The organism is Nostoc sp. (assembly GCF_036917755.1).
Classification (GTDB): Bacteria; Cyanobacteriota; Cyanobacteriia; order Cyanobacteriales; family Nostocaceae; genus Nostoc.
In genome coordinates, this window is sequence record NZ_JBALFC010000120.1 from 23153 (window position 1) to 46084 (window position 22932).

The 22932-nt window shown below is 42.9% G+C and carries 16 protein-coding genes; 4 read left to right on the top strand and 12 right to left on the bottom strand.

Annotation, left to right across the window (positions count from 1 at the left end; genetic code table 11):
• Positions 1-251 precede the first annotated feature (251 nt).
• Positions 252-536: a peptidase gene (locus V7L05_RS26130; RefSeq protein WP_335168458.1), complete on the top strand. Its 285-nt coding sequence runs from the start codon at positions 252-254 to the stop codon at positions 534-536.
• Between the two features lies 1 nt (position 537).
• Here V7L05_RS26130 and V7L05_RS26135 read toward each other — a convergent pair whose 3' ends face one another.
• From V7L05_RS26135 to V7L05_RS26145, 3 genes are all read right to left on the bottom strand, one after another.
• Entirely contained in the window at positions 538-1782 is a 1245-nt protein-coding gene (locus tag V7L05_RS26135; RefSeq protein WP_335168460.1) for a sensor histidine kinase, read from the bottom strand.
• A 52-nt stretch (positions 1783-1834) separates the two neighbouring features.
• Positions 1835-2512 carry a response regulator transcription factor gene (locus tag V7L05_RS26140; RefSeq protein ID WP_335168462.1) on the bottom strand — a complete coding sequence of 226 codons (678 nt, stop codon included), beginning with the start codon at positions 2510-2512 and terminating at the stop codon, positions 1835-1837.
• A 95-nt stretch (positions 2513-2607) separates the two neighbouring features.
• Positions 2608-3036, bottom strand: coding sequence for a hypothetical protein (locus V7L05_RS26145; protein WP_335168463.1), 429 nt, complete (start codon positions 3034-3036; stop codon positions 2608-2610).
• A gap of 196 nt (positions 3037-3232) precedes the next feature.
• Between V7L05_RS26145 and serA the strand changes: the two genes are divergently transcribed.
• Both serA and prmA read left to right on the top strand, forming a co-directional pair.
• Complete coding sequence (gene serA / locus V7L05_RS26150; protein ID WP_335168465.1) at positions 3233-4813, top strand: phosphoglycerate dehydrogenase; 1581 nt, start codon at positions 3233-3235, stop codon at positions 4811-4813.
• 122 nt (positions 4814-4935) lie between these two features.
• Positions 4936-5856: a 50S ribosomal protein L11 methyltransferase gene (prmA, locus tag V7L05_RS26155; RefSeq protein WP_335168467.1), complete on the top strand. Its 921-nt coding sequence runs from the start codon at positions 4936-4938 to the stop codon at positions 5854-5856.
• A gap of 197 nt (positions 5857-6053) precedes the next feature.
• On the opposite strand, the gene V7L05_RS26160 is transcribed toward prmA, so the two are convergent.
• From V7L05_RS26160 to V7L05_RS26200, 9 genes are all read right to left on the bottom strand, one after another.
• A complete protein-coding gene (locus V7L05_RS26160; RefSeq protein ID WP_335168469.1) occupies positions 6054-8810 on the bottom strand; it encodes a hypothetical protein in 2757 nt (918 codons plus the stop codon).
• Positions 8811-8917: 107 nt separating this feature from the next.
• Positions 8918-12946 carry a TonB-dependent receptor gene (locus V7L05_RS26165; RefSeq protein WP_335168471.1) on the bottom strand — a complete coding sequence of 1343 codons (4029 nt, stop codon included), beginning with the start codon at positions 12944-12946 and terminating at the stop codon, positions 8918-8920.
• Positions 12943-14502, bottom strand: coding sequence for a hypothetical protein (locus V7L05_RS26170; RefSeq protein WP_335168473.1), 1560 nt, complete (start codon positions 14500-14502; stop codon positions 12943-12945). Before V7L05_RS26170 ends, V7L05_RS26165 begins: the two co-directional genes overlap by 4 nt.
• Before the next feature lie 194 nt (positions 14503-14696).
• Positions 14697-15260 (bottom strand): hypothetical protein, encoded by a 564-nt coding sequence (locus tag V7L05_RS26175; RefSeq protein ID WP_335168475.1) that lies wholly within the window; start codon positions 15258-15260, stop codon positions 14697-14699.
• A gap of 170 nt (positions 15261-15430) precedes the next feature.
• Positions 15431-17908 (bottom strand): beta strand repeat-containing protein, encoded by a 2478-nt coding sequence (locus tag V7L05_RS26180; RefSeq protein WP_335168476.1) that lies wholly within the window; start codon positions 17906-17908, stop codon positions 15431-15433.
• 788 nt (positions 17909-18696) lie between these two features.
• Positions 18697-19293 carry a CPBP family intramembrane glutamic endopeptidase gene (locus V7L05_RS26185; protein WP_334952536.1) on the bottom strand — a complete coding sequence of 199 codons (597 nt, stop codon included), beginning with the start codon at positions 19291-19293 and terminating at the stop codon, positions 18697-18699.
• Positions 19294-19489: 196 nt separating this feature from the next.
• Positions 19490-20578 carry a DUF3326 domain-containing protein gene (locus tag V7L05_RS26190; protein WP_335168478.1) on the bottom strand — a complete coding sequence of 363 codons (1089 nt, stop codon included), beginning with the start codon at positions 20576-20578 and terminating at the stop codon, positions 19490-19492.
• A gap of 434 nt (positions 20579-21012) precedes the next feature.
• Entirely contained in the window at positions 21013-21198 is a 186-nt protein-coding gene (locus V7L05_RS26195) for a hypothetical protein (protein ID WP_335168480.1), read from the bottom strand.
• A 264-nt stretch (positions 21199-21462) separates the two neighbouring features.
• Entirely contained in the window at positions 21463-21780 is a 318-nt protein-coding gene (locus V7L05_RS26200) for a 2Fe-2S iron-sulfur cluster-binding protein (RefSeq protein ID WP_335168481.1), read from the bottom strand.
• Positions 21781-22504: 724 nt separating this feature from the next.
• Here V7L05_RS26200 and V7L05_RS26205 point away from each other — a divergent pair.
• Positions 22505-22930 carry a hypothetical protein gene (locus V7L05_RS26205; protein WP_335168482.1) on the top strand — a complete coding sequence of 142 codons (426 nt, stop codon included), beginning with the start codon at positions 22505-22507 and terminating at the stop codon, positions 22928-22930.
• The last annotated feature ends 2 nt before the right edge of the window (positions 22931-22932 follow it).

Here is a 22932-nt window from a genome sequence, read left to right on the forward strand (position 1 = left end):
GGTAATATTTCTGTCATTCAAATATTAAAGCTATTAAGGTAAAAAACTCGGAAAGAACTGATATTTTATCTTTCCGAGTTTTTTACCTGCTGTGTTTTACCTTAAGAACAGAGTTTACAAAAACTCCTCGCACCAATTACTTACTTCGAGTCTTGTCTGACAAGACTCGATTTTTCTCATCTAATTTGCATTTACGGTGATATTGAGGCTACATTGTATTGGAAAAAGTTTCTACTGACCGGAGAACTACTATGAAACGATCATTTCGTAAGTATCATCGTATCCTTGGCATCATCTTATCTCTGCCACTTATTTTAACCGTACTGACTGGGATGTTAACAACGGTTGTCCGTGAGTGGTCTATTAGTATAGGAGTTCCAGCTAGCTTCCTCTTAAGTATCCATACAGGTGAAATCCTTCATCTTGAAGGAATCTACCCAATTTTGAATGGATTAGGACTTCTGGGATTGTTGGCAACAGGATTAAGTATGTCTGGTTTATTTGGTAAAAAGACTCGACAAAACCCCAAGAATTAAACTAAGAAGCTAAGGGCAAACGTACCTGAAAGCAGCTACCAACACCGACTTCACTAGTGACGATAATATCTCCTCCATGAGTTCTAGCGATCGCATCGGCAATAGCTAATCCCAAACCTACCCCGCCCTCTCGCTGGCTTCTAGCTTGATCTGCTCTCCAAAAGCGATTAAAAATTAGCGGAATGTGTTCTGGAGCAATACCAATACCAGTATCCTGAACATTTATTACCACCAGCCGCTCAAGTTTAACCAGACAAACTATGACAGTTCCACCTTTCGGTGTATAGTGCAAGGCATTTTGCAACAGATTAGAAAATAATCGCTTTATTTGAATAGCTTCACCTTTGATGAAAACTTCGGTTGATATTTCTGACTTCAGAGTAATTTCCTCAGATACTGCTTGCGGTTCCAAAAAATCCACCAAATCCTCTAATAGCTCATCTAAAGGAATAGTTATCCATGCAATCATTTGAGAACTCGTTACTGCATCAGTTCGAGCTAATAAAAGTAAATCTTCTACTAATCGAGTCATTTGATTACTTGCAGATGATATTGCTTCCAATTTATTCACATTAGCTGGATGAATTCTATCTGGATAATTCATAATCACTTCAACTGAAGTTTTAACTACTGTTAAAGGACTACGCAACTCATGGGAAGCATCGGCAGTAAACTGTTTTAACTGCTGAAAACTTTGCTCAATTGGCTGCAAAGATTGTCTTGTTAGCCACCAACCACCTAAACCACTAAGAATTATTACAATCAGTCCTCCTAACTCAAATCCCCATAAAAGTCTGTCTAGTTCTTCTTCTAGTTCTTCTGTAGATTCACTTACCCGCACATAACCTTGCAGCTGCTTTTTTCCGACACTTAAGCTATGCAGATAAACAGGAATAGTAATGCTGCGGATTTTATGATGTTGGATAACGTTAAAATTAGCAGTAAAAGACATCCGAGAAATAGTGTTTCCCGCTTTAGCCAATAGCCGGCCATTCGCATCAAACCATTCTACCCCTTGATGATTTTCACGTAAATCTTGCCAAGGAATATCTAAATCCCCATCATCATCATTATCTAAAATTCGAGGAATTTTAGTATTAATTGCTTTTTTGTCAACTGGCGCTGCTATTAAGTTGTGAGAAGCTGCATTCGCCAAATTGACAATTTCAGTATCTAATTTTTGATAGAGATTGTAAGATAAAAAATTGTAGACGACTGTAGTAGAAGTTCCCCAAATTGTTACCATTACACCTAAATAGGAAAATAAAAGCCGCCTGCCTAAAGCCTGAAACATCAATTTAAAAAGTTTGTTTTAGTCGATAACCTAAACCGTATATTGTCTCAATAAAATCAACAGTAGCTCCAGCAAACTTCAATTTTTGTCTTAAACTCCGAATGTGAACTTTTATTGTTTCTTCTCCTGGTGGCTCTTCAAAAGACCAAAGATGTTTCAGAATCTCGCTGCGATGAAACACTTGATGGCTGTGACGTAAAAACAATTCCAAAATTCTATATTCTTTGGGAGTCAGATGTACTGGTTGTCCATTATATGTTACTTCACAATTACTTGGATCTAAACGCAAGTTTTCCCACTCAAATACAGGGGGGAAAATAGTAATTCCCCGCCTTAGTAAAGCACGAATCCGAGCCATTAGCTCTTGTAAATCAAAGGGTTTGACAACATAATCATCCGCTCCCGCATCTAACCCGATTACTTTGTCTATGCTAGTATCTTTTGCAGTTAGCAACAGAATAGGCATAGAGTAGCCCTCTTGCCGTAGTTGCCGACACAAACTTATACCATCTAACTTTGGTAACATCAAATCTAACATTATTAAATCATAAGGAAAGGCTTTAGCAAACTCCCATCCTACTTGACCATCGCTAGCAATATCAACAATGTAATTTTGGTCAATTAGTACTTCTGCCAGTGCTTTTGCAATCCGATATTCATCTTCTACTAAGAGAATTTTCATCACAGTTTTGTCCTGTTTGCAATCTTGTCTACTACATTGACTTTCGCTGATTTCGATACAGCATAACGCGCCACACCATAAGCAGAAGTAAAATCTTAATGAAGTCGGAAGTCGGAAGTACAGTTTTGTAACGGGGATTTAGACCCCGCCACAAAACTTAAAGCCGTGCTAGAAGCACGGGGTTTAAAACCCAATTTTTTGATAACTAACAAGACATATAAAGCTATTACACCGACTGGGATAATAGTGATTTTTTTCTCTGCAAGAAATGGTACAAAGATAGATGCAACGCTCACGCCAGTTGTCGATTGGGCAAAAACTAAGGGAATTGGATGAATCAGAATTAGAACAACTCCCAAGATTGAGATCAGACGGTGATATTTAAATATCTGCCCCCGCGCCAGCTGAAACTTCTGATTTTTATGTGAAGTAAGAAGATTGCCGATAACTGCCGTGAGCGTCAACATTCCCGTACCCAGTAATGCGATCGCACTTGAAAGCCAGATTAACTGAAGATGTGACATCACAGAAATCTTTTAACGTCTGTGGCCAATGCTTGTTCAACACTAGCTGCTTTGATACCACCAATATATAGTGTATATAGTGTAAGTTAAGGTTAAGTCGATATTCAAACGAATAATTTTTGCTGAATTGTGACAGATAAAGATTAAACTAAAAAGTCTTGTGCAGCAAAACCTGTAGCTTTAAAATGAAGTAATCATGTCTAAGGTTCTTGTCTCTGATTCTATTGACCAAGCTGGAATTGACATTCTTTCGCAAGTTGCTACCGTTGATGTCAAACTAGGTCTAAAACCAGCCCAACTGATCGAGATTATTGGTCAGTATGACGCGCTGATGATTCGCTCTGGTACACGCGTCACCGAGGAAATCATTGAAGCCGGCACCCAGCTAAAAATCATCGGTCGGGCTGGTGTGGGTGTGGATAATGTGGATGTTCCTGCTGCCACCCGCCGGGGAATTGTGGTAGTCAATTCTCCAGAGGGAAATACAATTGCTGCCGCCGAACACGCGCTAGCGATGATTTTGGCTTTGTCTCGCCACATCCCCGATGCTAATGCTTCGGTGAAACGCGGTGCGTGGGATCGCAATAGCTTTGTCGGCGCAGAAGTCTACAAAAAAACTCTCGGCGTTGTCGGTTTGGGTAAAATTGGCTCCCATGTCGCCTCTGTAGCTAAGACAATGGGGATGAAACTCCTAGCTTATGACCCTTTTATTTCTACAGACCGAGCCGAACAACTTGGCTGTCAGTTGGTGGAGCTAGATTTACTCTTCCAGCAAGCAGATTATATTACGCTACACATCCCCAAAACCCCAGAAACTACCCACTTAATCAATGCCACAACCCTGGCAAAAATGAAACCCACAGCCCGGATTATCAACTGCGCTCGTGGTGGGATCATTGATGAAGTAGCTTTAGCAGCAGCTCTGAAAGCGGGTACAATTGGGGGTGCAGCCTTGGATGTGTTCGAGTCTGAACCACTGGGTGAATCTGAGTTGCGATCGCTAGGCAAAGAAATCATCCTCACCCCCCATTTGGGAGCCTCCACCACGGAAGCTCAAGTAAATGTGGCCATTGATGTTGCCGAACAAATTCGAGATGTACTTTTAGGACTACCAGCACGTTCAGCCGTCAACATTCCCGGACTCGGCCCCGATGTGTTGGAAGAACTCAAACCCTATATGCAACTAGCAGAAACTCTAGGTAATCTAGTAGGACAGCTAGCTGGCGGACGGGTAGAAACCCTCACTGTGCGACTGCAAGGCGAACTAGCGACCAACAAAAGTCAGCCTTTGGTAGTAGCAGCCCTGAAAGGATTACTTTACCAAGCTTTGCGGGAACGGGTAAATTACGTAAATGCCAGTATAGAAGCCAAAGAACGCGGAATTAGGGTGATTGAAACCCGCGATGCTTCCATTCGAGACTATGCCGGCACACTTCATCTAGAAGCCACAGGTACTTTAGGTACTCATTCGGTCACAGGCGCGTTGTTGGGTGAGCGGGAAATCCACCTCACCGACGTTGATGGTTTCCCGATTAACGTCCCACCCAGCAAATATATGCTATTTACCCTGCACCGCGATATGCCAGGGATTATCGGCAAACTTGGTTCCCTACTCGGCAGTTTTAATGTGAATATTGCCAGTATGCAAGTAGGTCGTAAAATCGTCCGTGGTGATGCCGTAATGGCTCTGAGTATAGATGATCCCTTACCTGAGGGCATTTTGAATGAGATTATAAAAGTCCCTGGCATTCGGGACGCGTATACGGTAACTCTCTAATTTTGGATTTCGGATTTTGGATTTTGGATTGGTAATGGCTAATTGCTCATTGTTTTTCGCATTGATCATTAAGCGTTACCAAGTCCCCAATCTAAAATCTAAAATCTAAAATCTAAAATTATATGGCAAAGACTTGGTGGGAACTACAGATTTTATGTGAGCCAGACCTAGAAGATTCGATCTTTTGGCGACTGGAAGATTTTGGCTGTCGTGGTACAGCTAGTGAAAACAAAGGAAATTTATCTTTAGTAAGAGCTTATCTGCCGACAATTGAAATACAGCTACTAGATTTGGCAGCGCTGTCGCTGTGGCTGCGTCAAGATGCCCTTTGTGTGGGACTTTCATCTCCCTCCCTGCAATGGCAGTTAATTGATGAGGAAGATTGGGCGACTAGCTGGAAACAATATTGGCATCCGCAAGAAATAGGCGATCGCTTCCTAATTAACCCCGCTTGGCTACCATTACCAGAAACAACGGAACGGTTAGTGATTCGTCTTGACCCTGGTGTAGCATTTGGTACGGGCAACCATGCCACCACTCAGCTATGTTTGGAATCCCTGGAAATGCGGCTGAGTGGAGTTTCTCAGTCGTTTGTGGGTAATACTGGCAAACATGAACATCTGGTAATTGCGGATATTGGCTGTGGTTCTGGTATCCTTTCCATTGGGGCGCTGCTACTGGGAGCCGAGAAAGTCTATGCAGTGGATACTGACCTTTTGGCGGTGCAATCAACTATCAGCAATCGCACCCTGAACGACATTAGTCCAGAACGTTTACTACCTGCACAGGGAAGTGTAGACGTTTTGACACAACTGGTTTCTCAACCAGTGGATGGTATCGTTTGCAATATTTTGGCTGACGTGATTATTGAATTGGTTCCAGAAATGAGTGCGATCGCTAAACCTGAGACTTGGGCTATCTTCAGTGGTATTTTACTAGAACAATCTAAAGCTGTTGCTGACGCTTTAGAAGAAAATGGTTGGGTCGTTGCTACCCTGTGGAAACGCAAAGAATGGTGTTGTTTGAATGTACGGCGTTCTTAACTCAGTGGATACTAGTACCGCTTCGCGTAATTCGTAATTCGTAATTCGTAATTACGTTTTAGCAAGGGTTTCAGACATGACAAATGGTGAACCAGCGCTGCGGGAGGGTTTACCTCCGCAGGCGACTGGCTTTCCCGTTGGGGTGGCTTATTTACGCCGTGCTGTACTAGTACACTGTGGCGGAAGTTCGAGTACCTTTATTTCACCTTTGCGCGGAAGCGAACAAAGCCATAAGAATTAGCTGGTGTGCCAGATCCAGATGCTGCGGGTAGATTGGGTAAATCGGAACTCCGCGTGATATTCACCATCACAGCCCCATTGATGTTAATGCCACAGGATGATGGTATGCCTGATTCGTTAGCTGTATAAAAATGCCCGCGATCGCTATCTGCGACATTACTCAAATAAACCGTCGGTGTAATAGAACCAATAGCTAAAGCAATACCTTGATCTGCTCCTGGTAAGCCACCATCATTAGGAGTCATACCATTAAAAGCAGTAGGAATAAAATTAACATTAATCGGAACTAAGTCACAAAACTTCACATTAGTTGCATTACCCAGACCATTGGAAAGAAAATAGATGGTGTATTCCAATTCATCTCCCGGTTTGACAGTGCCAGCATTGATTAATCCTCGCAAGTAGCCAACCGGCCATTTAGGATCGCTATCATCAGTAGCATAAGGTTCTGGCAGATAGTTGCTGGCATTAGTGGCAACGTCACTGCGTCCATCCACAATATCAGTTAAATCTTGGTTATTGATGCGGGTAATGCGTTTAGTTAACAGCAATTTAGGATTAGAACTAATAATATTTAATACTGTAAATAAAGTGGGGTCATCATCTGCGGTATCGGCAGGATTATTACCAGTATTTACACCATCATCAGTAATTTGGAAGAAGGAATTACCGAGAGTCGGTGGGTTATTGGTAGCGCCAGCAGAATTTGCATCTGTGAACACTGTACCAACAGTTCCGCTAGGATTATCAGGTGTGTTAAAAGTAGCATTTGCTTGGTTACTAATTGGATTACCGCCATTGGCATTATTAATTGTGGCAGTAATTTTAATGGTGATCGTATCGCCTACACGCAAAATACCAGAATTTGTGACAGCAACAACACCAGCACCGTTGTAACTGGGATTGGGTGTGATGTTATTCCCCGAAGTTGCAGCAGTAATTGCTGCACTCACAAAAGTTAACTGTGAGGGTAATGAGTCGTTAATGACAAAGTTAATTGCATTGCTATTACCTGGATTCAGGTTGGAGTAAGTGAGGGTATATTCGATGCGATCGCCGACAGTCACTGTTCCACTAGTATCATAGTCTGTGAGGAAGCGAACAGATTTGGTTCCTCTGACATTTGCTTGAGTGTTAGTAGTAATTACCAAAGGAGCAGTGATTGCTTGACTTGGGAAATATGTCCAAGTATCTATTCCCTTAAAGTCACCATAATTACTACTAAATTTATGCTCTCCTGACAGACTATTGATCCCTCTAGCGGCATTACGCGGGCTAGTGGCTCCCGTACCACTTAAGTTAATCGTCGTACCATTAGCGGTAGTATAATCACTGTCATTGTAATAAATGGTATTCGATCCAACCTGCTGTCCATTTTGATCTAGAAGGTTAGGAAAAGCAGTCGGAGCGTTTTCCATTGTGATTTTAAACCCCAGCGTATTATTTTCTGCATCCAACATGGGAAAGTGATATTCACCAGACCGTGTTGTGATTATGGCACTGTATGCTGCATTTCCTGATAGAGGTAGGAGATTTGTCCCACTTGCATTCTTCCCATCCCAAAACACCAAATTTGAGCCGACAGACAGCACATTTTGCATTACTCGATCGCTACTAGGGTCAAAAATGCCATCATTGTTGGTGTCAATAATTATTTGATAACTGCCTGTTGAGACAGCGCTGAAGCTAAAATTGCCTCCCACACCCACAGAAGTTTGGTTTCCACTACCTCCAGTACCCCCAGTGAATTTGAACGAAGTCGGTACTGTGGGAACAGTCGCGGCAATCGGAATACTCAAAGCACTGAGGGTTGAGGTGTCCGGTCGATTGAAGAAAACTAGGTGGGTAATGTCTGTTGTAGTATCAGCAACACTTGGATTTTGGACTCGCACATTGCCGGCAAAGCTCAAAGTATTATCAGTAGCGCCGCCAGCAGAATGGTAAACAGTGCTGTTATTTGTTGTGTCAAGGTATCCCCGGCTATTAGCAAAAAAGATGAAGCCATACGGATCGACTCCATTCATGTCAGTTTCGTACCGATACCCATCTTTGGTTTGAATATAAAGTTTAGAGTTGAGTGATAGGGAATTTCCCCCCATATTCATAGCGATATAGTTGGTAAATACTCGCCCTTTTTTGGTAACGCCGTTACTATCTCGAACTGTGATATCCCAAGCAGCTACCCCTGAAAGTTGAGTACTATCTGTAGGAAATGCTGCCGTTGTAGCTTTTGGCGGCGGATCGCCAGTACCAGTTTTATTCGGAGAATGAAATTCAACTTGGTAAATACCTGTTTCTGTAGCGACGAAACTACAAGGGGTATATCCACCACTATTAGGTAAAGGGCCGGCCGTTTCTTTGGCAACGGTGTTAATCAAACCAAAACCAGAAGCTAGAATATTACAAGAGCTATTTTGACTACCAAAGGGACTGCGGTAAACGATATCTTGGGGGTCTGAGAAACTAGTAGGCACACTAGAGCCAAGATTAACTGTTTCTCCCGCTTCCACATAAACTTTGAGTGTGGTTTTCCGAACAATACCTGCCGATATTAAATCTGACCATTCCAGGTAGGGTCTGTTTCCGCCATCAGAAACTAACTCTTTGCTGCCTTCAGCCAAACTAGGTTGAATACTATTTCCTAAAATACACAAAAAAAAGCCCAGGCTACTCAGCCATAGTTTTTGGCGGCTAATTGTTAATGGCTTTTCCATAGTTTTTTTTATTAGCTTGCCCAAACTGACATACAATCTACCATCAGCATTCACCTTGAGATTTAAGTTTTTAGTGAAATTACAGTAATGTTTTCGTATAAAGAGATTCATATTTTTAGCTTGTCTACCTCCGCTGCTTGATTGACTACTGGTTGTACTTTAGATTCCTGTTGCTGGCGTGGCGGAATCTTTTGCTGTCCAAAGCCGTCAAACAATTCGTTGAGCTTAACAGTTAAGCCCAAATACGCCCCTCCCGCAGAACGTGCGCCAGAAAAATCCCGGTCATCGACTTTACCAAAAACATATCCAGCAGAAAGGCGCAGATTAGGAGTGAGATAGTAACCTGTTTCAATAACAAAGCCGGTTTCGCTGTAGCTAGACTGACTAATTAAACGAGCTTCACCAACTAAATCCCAGCTATATCCCAAACGATAGGTAGCCCGGAGTTGCGCCAGATTAACCATACTTGTACCCACCAAATCGTTAGCTAAATAAGAAGTACTGTTACGCAAAGCATATTTACCGTAGAATTCCCATTGCCAGTTAGGGGCGTAGATAGCTTCTAAAGCAAAGGTATGGTCTTGGGAACCCGTACCACTCCCTAACAAAATAGTGTCAGGAATAGTTGCCGGATTTTGCCGATATTCATAACGCAACAAAGCATTAAATTTATCGTTATTGGGGTCGCGGTAGGCTAAACCCAGCTTCAGGTTAGCAGTATCTCCCAGTCCTGAAAGCTTTTGATTGGAAGAACCGGCTTGTTGATAACGTACCAAAGCTGTGAGAGCCGGAGAAATTTTACCCGCAGCACCTGCGGTAATTACTGTATTACCACCACCAGAAGAAGAACGATGTTCATAACGGGCGCTGGCTTGAAACTGCGGATTATCAGAGTATTCCAGCCCCACACTGTAACTATCGCCACCATCAAAGCCGATCGCCGATGCTGATTGACCAAAAGCGTAGGGTTGAGCATATTGTTGACCCGTCGCAGTCCGTCCGAAGAAGTTGCCAAATACGTGTTCGTAAGCTAAGTTCAGCCGCAATCCCGAAGCAATAGTCCAGCGGTTATTTAGACCAATTGCTCCTTGGGTAGTCATTTCGTTAGCACCACCCAAAATTGAGTAACGACCGGTCAAAGTAGTATCTGATCCGAGTTTGTGTTCACCGTTGACACTCAAGCTGGTGATGGAATTACCCGAAAATTGACCACTACTGTAAAACTGTTGAGCTAAACTGACGCTGACACCAGGAATTACCGCCCAATTCAACCCTAAAATGGTACGGTCTGGATAAACAGTATCTTTTTGGGAAGATAAACTCAGTTCATTTTGGGCTTGAAAAGTCAGGTTCTTAGCTAGAGGAATAGAAAAGCGCGATCGCAATTGATTAGAATTACTACTTAGGGCGCTGTTGGGGATGCGGTCTTCCCGATGACGATGAATCAAATCCACATCCAGAATAGCTTTACCCAGACGTTGTTGAATCCCGGCGGAAATCGTCGTCAGCGAATTATTAACTTGGCTCCCAGGTATGGCCTCAGAACGCGGTGCAAACAGTTCTTCAAAAGTATCTAGCGGTTGAGGAGCAATCCCAAAATTGTCTTCGTGGTCATATTGCGCTCTGACATTGGTAGTTGAGGTGACTTTAGCTGTAACCTGCGCTCCATAACGGGTTTGTCCTGGGACAAAGCTGATGGTGGCATTATTGGCAAAACCCGTATCAGCAAAGCGATAATAGGCACGACCTTGAATTCTATTGGCAATTTCTCCCTCAGCTTCCAATCGATACGCATCACCACTGACCTTTCCCACAACATCAGAATCATTAGTAGAATGGGCATATTCTGCGATTAACTTCCCCTTTTCACCCAAAGCAATCAGCGCATCTGCGCCGTAGAGTTGAAAGTCACGCACCCCATGATTTTCTTGAACGTAAGTTGCTCCTATCCAACTTTCTTGATTGAGCTTGCGGGAAAGGTTATATTGCAGACGACCAGCATAGATATTGCTGTTAGAGTTTTGGTCGTCGTATTGATAAGTCACAACAATCCGGCGTACCAATACTTGTCCAGTTTGATCAATATCGGTGCGAAGAATCGGTTCGCGGAATAATAAGGTACCGCGATCGTAGTCAATCTCGTAGTCTGGGCCTCGGTTCAGTTGTTTGCGTTCTAGTACAGTCCCAGGACGATTGAGTTCTTCTAACTCAATAAAGACATTTTCGCTACCTGCTTGTAATAGTCTGCGAGAAAGGAAGTAATAACCACTAGTACCATCGGGAGCAATGGTATCCCTTTGAAACCCCTCTAAGTTGTTGCCATATAAACCTGTAATTTGTAAGTTTCCTAAGTTGTAGTTAGCTTTAAAACCGTGGAGTTGACGGGTGATAGAAGTAAATTGCTGCGATCGCCGAGCAAATTCTTCTGTGTTATAGTCACCCCACATCGCATAATCAGGATCAGAGCCGGGGATACGAGCCGATCGCTCCAAACGCAGATATACGCTGTCAGTGGAAGGAGCAAGAACATCAATGTTGGAACTATCGCCATAGACAGGATAGTTTTGCTCGCTGGATTGATAAGTTTTAAATAGGCGATTATCGCAGTCGCAATCTTCATTGAGGTTACGAGAACTGTTGTATGCACCTGTAAATAACCATTCCCCGATCGCACCAGTGGCAAATATCGCTGAATGGAAATCTAATTGTGTTCTATTGTCTTTGTCAGGAGGGAGGAAATCACGGAAACTACCGTAATAATTTGTACCTCTAGCGCCCAAACGTAAATCTATGACTCCTGTTACCAAACTCGGACGCAGTGCTGTTTCAAATTGCAGTTCGGTAAAGGCTTCTAAATCATTAGCGATCGCCCGAATTCGGACAGTTTGCGCCTTCAGCTGCGATCGTAAAATCGCTGTAAATTGCCCTGCTTTCGCCTCCACTTGAAATCCAGGTTGATCGGGTTTGAAGTCTTTCCCAACCAACTCCCCAGCAGTAGGTATGAGAGTGATAACAGCATCACGATTAGAGCGATTGCCACTTGCATCGATGAGTTTACCCCGGATTGTCGCCGTGGAACGTCCATCCGCCGGGATACGAGACTCAACTGTTTCTAAAGTTAATTGCTGTGGCGCTCCTCGGACTGCGACTTGCACTGTTATAGGGGGTTGTGTCCCTCCGACAACTTGTGCAGAGATGGCGTTATTACCTTCTTTTAGCGAGACACCATACCATGTCTGCGTTACTAAGTTGGTGATGGTATCACTTTCTGTTCGTCCGACTAAGGAAGAGTCTACCAACCTGCCATTCACCCGCAATTCCACCTGACTACCAACAGAAAATTGCAGAATCACCGTGGTAGCTGGGACATCTACAACGCTGTCAGCCGTCGGAGTCAGGATTTTAATTGCTGTAGAAATGGCGGGAGTGGAAGAGGGGGGGAGTGCAGGAGGGGGAGACTTGGGAAGATTTTCTTCATTCACCCCTTGTCCCCGCGTCCCCGTATCCTCGATTCCGGCTATTTTGCGTAAGCCTTTAGGTAAACCTACAGAAGTTGCTGGTTGAAATGGTTGTATTTCCGTTGAAGAAGCTTGAAACTGTGTTTCGGTGTCTTTGCGTGCGTCGTTCTTGTCCTCGATTCCGGCTATTTTGCGTAAGCCTCTGGGTAAATCAACAGAAGTTGCTGGTTGAAATGGTTGTATTTCCGCTTCAGTAGGCTGGACATCTGGAATTGAAGTATCAATAGTTGGTGCTGAAGAAGTTGAGGGAAATTCGAGAGGTGGAAACTGCTGCTGGGAACTTGTCAAAAGATGAAGAGAATTTGAATCCATACTTTTTTCAGCAACTTGATTCTGATCCGCTTGATCTTCGACCTGACTTTTCACATCATCTGAAAAAATCAAAGCGGAACCAGCCTGCTTCCCTTGTAGGGAAGGGGAAGAATTCAAAGCCTCTACCCTTTTAATGGAAAGGCTTTCACCCTTATCTGCTTGCGAAGTGGAATCAGGGAAAAAGAGGTTTTCACTCGTGATTTCTGCTTTGACTATTGCAGGATACAAAACAAAGCTGAGAGCTATCGGCATCGCCCCCATCAATCTCAGGTTAAATGTAGTTGCACAGTGCAGTCTCGGTTTCATTTCTTCACTGGCTCCTGCAAGGTGGCGGTAACTGCGAAATTCATACGTACTAAGCCACCAGGCTCCAAATGCACCAAGCGAGATTGGCTATTCCGTTCGCGGAATTTTTCGTTGGGAGCTAGGGTGTAACCAGAGACACTGCTGAGGTCTAGTACACCTGTGTGATATCCAGGTAAGGCATTAGCTAAGGAGAACAAACCATTAGGATCTGTAGTGATGCGGTTTCCATCCTCCAGAAAAATCACCGCATTTGGTACCCCAGGCTCACCAGATTGTTGTTCTCCATCAAAGTTTTTATCAACAAACACGCGACCGATAATCGTGCCACAGTCAGAAACGATTCCGGCACGAATTTTCAATTGGTGCGTTGCAGGGCCATCCTTGGTGCTAAAACGGTTATCAGCTCGTTGAGCATTAACGATCGCACTATTACGACCATTACCACGCAGCGCATCGGCTGTTAGTTGAGCAGCGTAGGCAATATTCAGGACTTTCTCTGTGGGAATCGTTACATCTGTGCGGAATGTCAGCGTGTTACCATTCCGTTCCGAGGTGAGAGTAACTGCTTTACCATCCAACTCTCCCCGCACAGATTTAGGTAAAAAGTTGAATCCTAAAGGTAGGTTGTCGGTGACAAATATATTATTCAAATCAGCATCAGCAAGATTTTTGATCGAGAGGCGGTAGATTACCGTATCTCCAGGTTCAGCAGCAGCGCGATCGCCTGTTTTGATAATCTGCAACTGATTCGCTTGACACATATTTGTGGTGAATTCAAAGGCTAATAAGTCCAGTCCCACTGCTTCTGCATTGGGAACTAAGACAACTGTTTGCTCTACCCTGGTTTCGCCTGTGAGATTAATTGGTTGACCATCCAGAGAAGTAGCGACATATCGCACGACACTATTACCTTGTGTGCCATTGCTAGCAATAATTTCAATCTTGACGCGTCGTTGTTTGTAGATAGAATTTGGTGGTGGATTAACTACAAAAATATAGGTTCTACCTGGATCAGTTTGACCCTTATTCGGATCGAGTAGGAAATTGTAGAAACCCGCAGGGTTATTCCCAACAAAGTAGGGGTTACTGTTCTCGGTATTTGGCGATTTACCGCCAGGAACGTTGTTATTAGGAATATCTGGTAACTCTGTTCGAGTCAAAGCAACCAAGCTGCCTAATTCTGTCCCCGTTGGGTCGCTAGAGCTAGGTTCGTATACGCCAACTGAAAAACCTGTATAGTCAGTTAAAATTGTGCCAGCGCAACCTAATATCCGCCCTAATGGATCAACTAATGGAGTAGAACTAATAGGAGTAACATTTATCTGACTAGAACTTCCTTGATATTCAGAATTACTAGCAGAATCTGTATAAGTATAAGTAGCTTGATTTATTAACGGCAAAGACGTAGCCAGATTATTAGTCTGTTGGGCGATCGCTGGTACAGGTATAGTAGTATGTAAAAAACTTCCCAGGATAATACTTGCTGTTAACCTTTGCCGCCAGCTACTGCTAGAAGTAATTTGCTTTTGTTTTTGAGAACGGCTCACTGAACACATCTCTTCTGGAATGCCAATCTTATTTTTAATAAAAATGCTTATTTATTTCTGGAAATCTAAAACTATTAAATAGTATTTCCTACAATTTCACTGCTACAGTAATCCGATTTAATTGCTGAAATATTGCCTAAAAGTTGTTCTTGGTCATTTGTAATTACAAAGGACAAATGACCAATTACAACCCTAAATTTCAATCAGCGCACTTGTGTTTGATAAGTCGCCTTGACTGTTGTCTTGGCTGCAACTGACGGAATCTGCAAACGGATATTGGTGTAAGCAATGGCTGGTGCTGGTTTGGTTTCCACTTTCCCGTCAGGAAGAGTAACTTTAACAGTGGGATTTTCGACAAAGCTGCGCCCGCCATCAATGCTATAAATAACTTTGGCATTGTTGCCGGCATTGGCAGATTTCAACACGTAGACCATTCCTTTGGGAATTGATTGATTAAGAGTCAAATTCTTCACTGGGCGATCGCTCTTATTTTCGCCGCTCAAGGTATATCGCAACACATCTCCTGGTCGCACCATAACTTGACCTTTCAAAGGTTCCCATTTTTGGCTTTGCTTACCTTGTTGATCCTTTGTTACTACTTGCTTTTCTGCTTCTAAGCGCAATTGTATTTGCCCTTGAGTTTTGACATTTTGAGCGATGGCACTTGTAGAATGCCATACATTTGTGATTCCCGGAATTTGACCGACAAATGGAACTGTAGTAATCAGTGCGATCGCTCCTAAACCTGCAAAATAAAGACGCTTCATATAAATAACCTCAAAAAATTTCCAGAATGTTGATTGTTGATTTATATTTCCCTGTTTTCGCTAGGGAATAATCAGTTTGTAGTTAGCGCTTTAGGGCTAAATTGCCAACTACAAACACATAGGCCGAATGACATCTCTCTTTGCAAACAAAGAAAGTGAGGTCAAACTATCTAGTTAACCTTGCGTTGGAAAGTAAACGTTCTTTGAATACCCGGTGCAACCTGTCCAGTCACAGCATCCACATATTTAGTCACATCTGTGTTTGTCGTAGTTCCAGTTTGGTCATTACCAGGGAAGAATTGAATAGTTGATGTCCCAGAATCCTTAGCTGAACTAACAATGTTGCTAGTATCAATTTGACTGTTGTTATCGTTGTCTTTCGCCCAGTTGTTGGGAGTTTGCGTACCATCTTCAGTAATCACAATCTTGTCAGCATTCAGAATCAGATTTCCGGTTCCCACTTGAGGAGTAGAAATATTTTTGTAAGTAATCCGATACTCAATAATGTTGCCTGGGGCGGGTTTTTTAGCTCCAATACTAAATGTGCCATCAGTACTACCCGATGGCAGTGCTGGCCCAGTTCCTTGTAAAACTCGTGACTCTTTCAGCAATTGCAAGAAGCCAGTGTATACGCGGTCAATGCTGATGTTCAGAGGGTTTGTGCCCGGTATACCAGTAGGAGTAGCAGCTGACTCAATAAAAGCCGTAACCGGTGTGGGGAAACCGCGTTCTATAATAGTTGTGACAGATGCACCTTGAGCAGTAGTATCAGTTGAGAGTGGCGTACCAGCAGGCAGGTCAACGCTTACACCATAGTTAGCTTTACCACCATTCGCTGGAACTGCATCAATTCGCACTGGATTAGTGACACTAATTGGGTTGCCCCCGACACTACCCGCACCACTTCCTGGCACGAAGTCAAAGCTTGCGCCATTGTACTTATAAGCAGCTGATAAACCTTGATAGGATACCGTCACCACTGTATTCGCAGGCAAATCACCTGGTGTTGTTGGTGGTGTAGGTACAAGAGAAATATTGGCAACAGATGTACCAGTATTCTGAACTGTGTTAGTAAAGGATACCGCAGCCGGATCAACACCGACGCCAGGAGCAGTATTGGGTGGAATTAGTGCTGATTTATTAGTGAAGTCATCATTCTTGTCGGTTGGTCCAACGGCATCAGGCACTCCATTTGGCCCATTCAAGAGAGAGCTAGGATTGGGGACTGTGAGGGTGGTTACATTTAAAGACCCTGTGGCACTAGTAGTAGAACCAGTGTTGTTATTGTTTGTGTCATTCGTCGGACTAGTAATACCAGCGTCTGGTGTAGTAGGAAAGGTTGTACCGTTATAGTTATCTGGGCTTTGGTCTCCTGAGTTGTCATAGATTTTGTTGGTCGGGTCTCCAGCAGTTGTACCGGCCACTTGAGCGATGTTGTTAATAGTTGAGGTAGTAGCTGTATTAGTGGCAGTGGATTTAACTTGGATGCTAAAACCGCTAACAGTTGTTCCAGTACCAACTGAAGTGACAACGGTAGGATCGTTAACGAAACCAACCCGTGTAACTGAACTCAAGGATGCTGGTGCGGTATATGACCACGAAGCCGATTCAGCATTTGTACTAGTAGAAGAGGTGGTGTAAACTACTTTCCAACCCGATGGAGCAATTGGAGTGCTATTAAGCACTGTATTTGCTGGAATAGCATCAGAAACTAAGATGTGGGCGACACTATCAAGAGTGATAGTTGTACCAGCCAAAGCTGCGGGGGTAATACCAGTATTAGTTACGTCGTTACTCTCAACCCGCAAGCTCAAACCATAAGTTAGCAAGTCATCACTTAGGTTAGCAGAAGTGCCAGCATTATCATAGGCTGTTTTAGTTTTGAGAATAGTTGCTAACGCCCTAGTTTTAGCGGTATTTCCTACTTGAGTCTGCTGGGTAGCACTAGCTTCTCTGACACCATTGATTGGCCCGGCTGTTGATATCTGTACAGTGAAAACGTCGCCACCATCAGCAGTCCGGGGTTGGTTTTGAGCATCACCAGGAGTTTGTCCTAGTCTGGCAGTGATAATATCACCTGTTTGAGCGCCAGCTTGCACGGTAACTGGTACACGCACCAATACAGTACCATTAACTGCGATCGCGACTGTAGTTAGTCCACCAGCAGGGATATTTATCCAGGTTACACCGCCATCAATACTGTATTGCAAGTTACCAGATGTAGTACTACCAGGTAATAGACCCGAAACTGTGGCTGGGCCTGTTGTTGTGGCTAAGTTAGGAATCTGGAATTTGGTGGAATCGTTACCGACGTTGGTTACGGTGTAAGTGTAAACAAGTACATTACCAGACTGAGTACTACCACCTGGGGTAGTTTGATTTGCAATCCCAGAACCTGTAACAGTAATACCAGCCACCTCTGCTACAGTCACGGTGACAGTGTTAGATGTGGAATTAATGGGACTCCCTGGTGCGTTAGGATCTTCGTAGGTCGCTGTAGCTGTGTTACTGATAGATGTACCCGCAGTAGTTCCGTCAGCTAATACAGGTGCGACAAATTGGAAAAAGCTACCAGTTAGTAATGCTGTTACTACTAAAGTTTGGTAGCACTGGCGCTGCTTGTTGAAAGATTTATTTCGATTTATCATGGATGCAGTTTGTTTATTTGCTGGACTTGTATCTTGGATTTTGAGACAGGATAAAGTTCGGCAATTCCTTAAAGAATTACCGACTGTAGCTGCCCAAAACTTTAACGTTTCGGAAATACATATTAAAGGAGCTAAATTATTGACACTCCTTAAAAACTATATTGAGGCAGTAACCAGAAGTAACTTGCCTACGTGTATTTACGATTACCCTTGAGATTCAAGAGGAATCGTAAATACACGCAATATTTGGCTGTATGATTAATTGCTGATATAAGAATAAATGTAACTTTTATAGCCAAAAAATACTTCCGTATAAATAACTAACTTCTCTAGCTATGAATGAGTGAGTGCATCAAAGCTGAAAAATTAACTTTATTTTCTGTCTGTTGGCTCATTTCGCACTTCGACCCTTCGACCCTTCGACCCAACTCTTGGAGACGCTGCGCGTAGCTTGCTTCCCCGTAGGGATACGACAGGTGTGATAGTCGGCAGTTCGGTAAGGCTCACACTGTCCACCTGTCGAACTGCTCTGTTATCACCGTAGGCATCGCTGTCTATTGCAGATGATGTGGAATGGATGCGGTAACGGTGCAGGGGTTGTTTAAAAATTTTTTGTTCCCTACGAATTTACTTTGGAAGAGGAAGAGACACTGATAGAGATTGGAAAGGCCATTAGCCGGAAAATCGTCAGTTAACCTTGCACTTGTGAACAACTGGATATATGCAGTTGCTGCAACTGTTAACTATCAAATTTAATTAAACGCACTAATTTCTACTAAGCTCAAAATTTATTTTTTAATTGCCGACAATTGCGACATTTTCCAGAAATAGCTAGAAATCCAATTGGTAATAATGTGAGCGACAATCGGTACTAATAAGTTGCCCGTGAGCAGGGCGCTATATGCCAATATCATCCCGACAATTGTTGCCCAAATCACATAAGGCCATTGTTGGGAACCACTAAAATGCAAGATGCCAAAGCAAAGACTGGATACAATTAAAGCTGTAAGATCAGCGCCTAAAGCTGGCAGCATCACACCCCTAAATAATAATTCTTCACTCAGCCCTGGTAGCAACCCCAGCCAAATTAAGTCTGGTAAAGCTAAAGGTTTCAGTACCACTTCTAAGTAATAATCTGCACTTTTACGATAGGCAGTCCAAAGGCGATAAGTTAAGCCACTTAAGGCGGTGATGATGAACCCTAACCCTACACCCAATAGCAACTCTCTTTGGTTCAAGTCCCAAGAAAATAGGGAAAAGTTGCCAAAGTGCAACGAAAGTTTGGCGACTATCAACAAAATGATTGCAGTCGCTCCCATCGCCCCAAGTACTTGGATGCGTGTTAGGTATGGAATTTCTGGCTCTTGCTTGTGTTGTTCAACCACGGGTTTTAAGGGGAGTGGGGAGTGGGGGAGAATGGTTTGTATGCAATATACTCTCACCTCTCTCCTAAAAGGAGAGAGGCTTTGAATCTTACTCCTCTTCCCTTGTAGGGAAGGGGCTGGGGATTAAGTCTGTATTGGATTCAACACAGAAGCGCTACAGTCTGAATTCTAACTTTTAACTCCTAACTCCTAACTCCTAACTTTTAACTACTGACTGCAAAGGTAATAATTTGGGACGGAGGGCGGAGGGATTGATGCCTGCTTTGTGTGCTGCTAATACACCTACTGCCTCTAAATATGAGTTTACCTGTATAGCTTTGATCCCCAACGGTTGGGGAGGAACTTTTATCAGAGTTTTATTTTCTTCTACTGTAATTATTTGGCATCGTCTTTGGCTTAAACTTAGTAAGGCACTGCTACCACAAGCTGTTGCAGGTGCGATCGCAGCATCCACTTGATCTGCCCAAATATCTTCTTGCTGTGATCTGTAGGCGTAGCCCGTCGTAGACATCGCTCCTCTCTCTATTATAAATTGTGGGGCACGACTTAATCCGACAAGGACGCACGGCAAAAAAGTATAGCCCAATTCTTCGGCGGCGGAACGGGGAGATAAATCAGGTTTTGGAGGTTCGCTCAAAAGCGCGGGAGAATGGGCGCAAGGAATTTCAAAGGTTCGCACTAGCAAATGGCTAATTACGGCTTCTGCACCCGCTAAAGGATCAACACCTTCACCGTGGCGATATTTCTCTACTGCTTCTGAGTCTATATCATCCGGGAAACGGGCAACAACTGCGATCGCTTCTGCCCCCGCTTTTTTAATTAATATCTCAGCTGCCCGTAATAAGCTATCTGGGTTGCCAATTGTTCCCCAACTAGCTCCCGATGCTGTAGTCCGTAATTCTACATTTAATGGTGCATCAGTAATTACATAATCTGTTAGAGTCAATCCCAGAGTGGCTCTGGCTGCATCTGCGGCTTGTATATGTCGTAGTCGCAACTCTGGCTCAATAGCTTGGTCTAAAAGCAAACCTACTTTGTTGCTACGGACTGGACGCAAACCCCAGCATCCAGAGGCAAATTTGTCAAGCCCATAACCTTCAACATAGAAAGCGTTTGGGAGATTCCAATACAAAGAAGCGCCATTAAGGACATTGGGGTGAGTAATTAGGCGATCGCAAACCTGTGCTATAACTTTGGCAACAGGTAAAGCATCTCCTGCATAACCCCCAATGGCAGCCCCAACCCCAGTTGGTACAATTAAGATCGCGGTGTATGGACGATTCATCGTAAGTTATGAGTGATGAGTTATGAGTTATGAGCAAAATTTTCAATTACTCCCACTCTTCAGGGCTATTTCGTTCTAAATATAAACCGCCCAGAACTTTAGTTCCGGGCTAATAACTAAAGTCAGTTTTAACTGACTATAATCTTTTTTCAGTCGTCTTCAGACGAATGAGTGCTATTAGACTCAGAATTTATTCTGAGGCGGGCTAGATGAAACTGCAATAACCTTGGCCCACTCTCAACTTTTAAGTTCTAATATCATGTCCGCTTGATTGCTTATTAAACCCGAAGAACCCCACCCCCGCCAAAGCTATGCTTTGTCTCCCCTCCCGAAGAGCGGGGAGAGGCTGGGGGTGGGGTGTATTGACTGTGGTTAGCATAACTAAATTATGCGGACATGATATAACTCAGCATCGGCTAAACCCCCCGCTATCGCTAACAGCACTCAGCACTCTTTGTTACTACCGCTTCAACTGTAGCTTTTTGTTCTTCAACATCCACAGAGGTAATTGCCCAACGCAGAGGTTCTCCTTGTTTCTTCAACTCTGTTTTAATTACTTCTAGTAACTCTGCGGGAGTTTCTTGTAAATCAATTTCTGCGCTAATAAAATGAGTCGTCATCTTGGTAAATCCTATTGATTTGTAGTTTCTAGAATAGCTGATATCATCTGCTAGGAAATACTAATCTTATTTATCAGGTTTGGAAATTTTCAGCGAACAGTTATTCAGTTATGAGTAATCATCCGATATCATCCGATATACTGATAGTGTTTCCTAATCATATTAGATATATCATAGTCCCCTCCTCGCTTGCGGGGAGGGGGTTGGGGGTGGGGTTCTTGTAGCTCACAAAGGCCGAACACCGCTATAACTGTTTACTGATTATTAGCCTTTGCCAAACTGTAACTGATAAACTACGTCTTCTTTTTCCGTCTTAATTTTCAAATCAGAAAGGGGTTTGGCAACACAAAGCAATACGTAACCTTGCTTTTGCAAATCTGGACTAACGCCCATACCATCAGTTTGATCTACAGTTCCCTCGCTTATTTGACCGGCGCAAGTTGTGCAAACACCTGCATTACAAGAACTCGGCAGTTCTAAACCAGCAGCATCGGCAACTGATAAGATCGTTTTATCTTCAGGAACTTGCAAGGTATGAATTTTGCCTTGGTGATCAATTTCTACGGTGTAAGTTTTGGGCATATACAAAACAAGCGTGACGCAACGGACAAATTTATCAGTTTATCTGGATTAGTTAAAAATATCCAGATGTTACTATAAAATTTTAGGCTAAAGATTGATAATTATAGCAACTAATTCTGAATAAGTTATAGATTAGTAACATGATTTACTATACAATACACAAATAAATTTTATCACCACCACACAAAAGAATAATAACTGTTGATCCTTGCTGTCCAACTCTGCGATCGCTGTAAATCAACAATATACACTATGTAGCGATGATTGCACTCACCAACAAACTTTGGTCATCAATGTTACAACATTAACCCTTAAGGTTACAACATTAACCCTTAAAGCTAGAACCTTAAGGCTTAAGGTTACAACATTAAGCCTTAAAGTTAGAACCTTAAGGCTTAAGGTTACAACATTAAGCCTTAAAGCCAGAGCATAAAGCCTTAAGGTTACAACATTAAGCCTTAAGATTAAAGCGATCGCAGTTGACTAGAAGTAAAGGTGCGATGTCTACGACGGGCTATGCCTACGCTTATGCAACAATATTGTAGTTTTCGTGCAACTTAAACATAATATTATTTTTCTGAAAATCAACCTTTGGTGATTAAATACCGAGAAATTACGGACATAAGTAAAAAAATTATTTACAAGACTGCGCTTTTTGCTGAACCACAATATAGATTAATTGAGACAAAATGGCTCTGTAAAGCTTTAAAAGCCGTGTAAATTTATGTCTCGAAAAAAACGTAGTTCCCGGATTCTAGAAAAAGCTGAGTTTAGAGTTGCCGGACTGAAAGCTATCGATCAAAATATCAATTTTGATGATACTTACAACTTGCAAAACCTGAGTCAATTAATAGAACGCTTCCACAATATGCTTGATGATTATAACGCTGATATAGCTATGATTGACTCTTCTAAAACAAAGTTAGATGAGATGGAAAAAACCTTAAATCAGGTTTCAGACAAAATGCTGATGGGAGTTGGTTTCAAGTACGGCAAAAACAGCAATGAATATGAACTTGCAGGTGGTATTCGAGACAGCGATCGTATTCGTAAAAGCAGATTAACACGCTTGAAAGCTAATACAGATAAAATATCAGGTGAAAATAAAATAACCGCCATATTACCCTTGCGCGGAAGTTTAAGCGAGTAAAG

Excerpts from the sequence above, each read along its gene's own strand:
- V7L05_RS26200 (WP_335168481.1), bottom strand. The coding sequence starts at position 21,780 with ATGCCCAAAACTTACACCGTAGAAATTGATCACCAAGGCAAAATTCAT.
- V7L05_RS26165 (WP_335168471.1), bottom strand. The coding sequence starts at position 12,946 with ATGAAACCGAGACTGCACTGTGCAACTACATTTAACCTGAGATTGATG.
- V7L05_RS26170 (WP_335168473.1), bottom strand. The coding sequence starts at position 14,502 with ATGTGTTCAGTGAGCCGTTCTCAAAAACAAAAGCAAATTACTTCTAGC.
- V7L05_RS26145 (WP_335168463.1), bottom strand. The coding sequence starts at position 3,036 with ATGTCACATCTTCAGTTAATCTGGCTTTCAAGTGCGATCGCATTACTG.
- V7L05_RS26140 (WP_335168462.1), bottom strand. The coding sequence starts at position 2,512 with ATGAAAATTCTCTTAGTAGAAGATGAATATCGGATTGCAAAAGCACTG.
- V7L05_RS26175 (WP_335168475.1), bottom strand. The coding sequence starts at position 15,260 with ATGAAGCGTCTTTATTTTGCAGGTTTAGGAGCGATCGCACTGATTACT.
- V7L05_RS26180 (WP_335168476.1), bottom strand. The coding sequence starts at position 17,908 with ATGATAAATCGAAATAAATCTTTCAACAAGCAGCGCCAGTGCTACCAA.
- V7L05_RS26195 (WP_335168480.1), bottom strand. The coding sequence starts at position 21,198 with ATGACGACTCATTTTATTAGCGCAGAAATTGATTTACAAGAAACTCCC.
- serA (WP_335168465.1), top strand. The coding sequence starts at position 3,233 with ATGTCTAAGGTTCTTGTCTCTGATTCTATTGACCAAGCTGGAATTGAC.
- V7L05_RS26135 (WP_335168460.1), bottom strand. The coding sequence starts at position 1,782 with ATGGTAACAATTTGGGGAACTTCTACTACAGTCGTCTACAATTTTTTA.
- prmA (WP_335168467.1), top strand. The coding sequence starts at position 4,936 with ATGGCAAAGACTTGGTGGGAACTACAGATTTTATGTGAGCCAGACCTA.
- V7L05_RS26130 (WP_335168458.1), top strand. The coding sequence starts at position 252 with ATGAAACGATCATTTCGTAAGTATCATCGTATCCTTGGCATCATCTTA.
- V7L05_RS26205 (WP_335168482.1), top strand. The coding sequence starts at position 22,505 with ATGTCTCGAAAAAAACGTAGTTCCCGGATTCTAGAAAAAGCTGAGTTT.
- V7L05_RS26160 (WP_335168469.1), bottom strand. The coding sequence starts at position 8,810 with ATGGAAAAGCCATTAACAATTAGCCGCCAAAAACTATGGCTGAGTAGC.
- V7L05_RS26190 (WP_335168478.1), bottom strand. The coding sequence starts at position 20,578 with ATGAATCGTCCATACACCGCGATCTTAATTGTACCAACTGGGGTTGGG.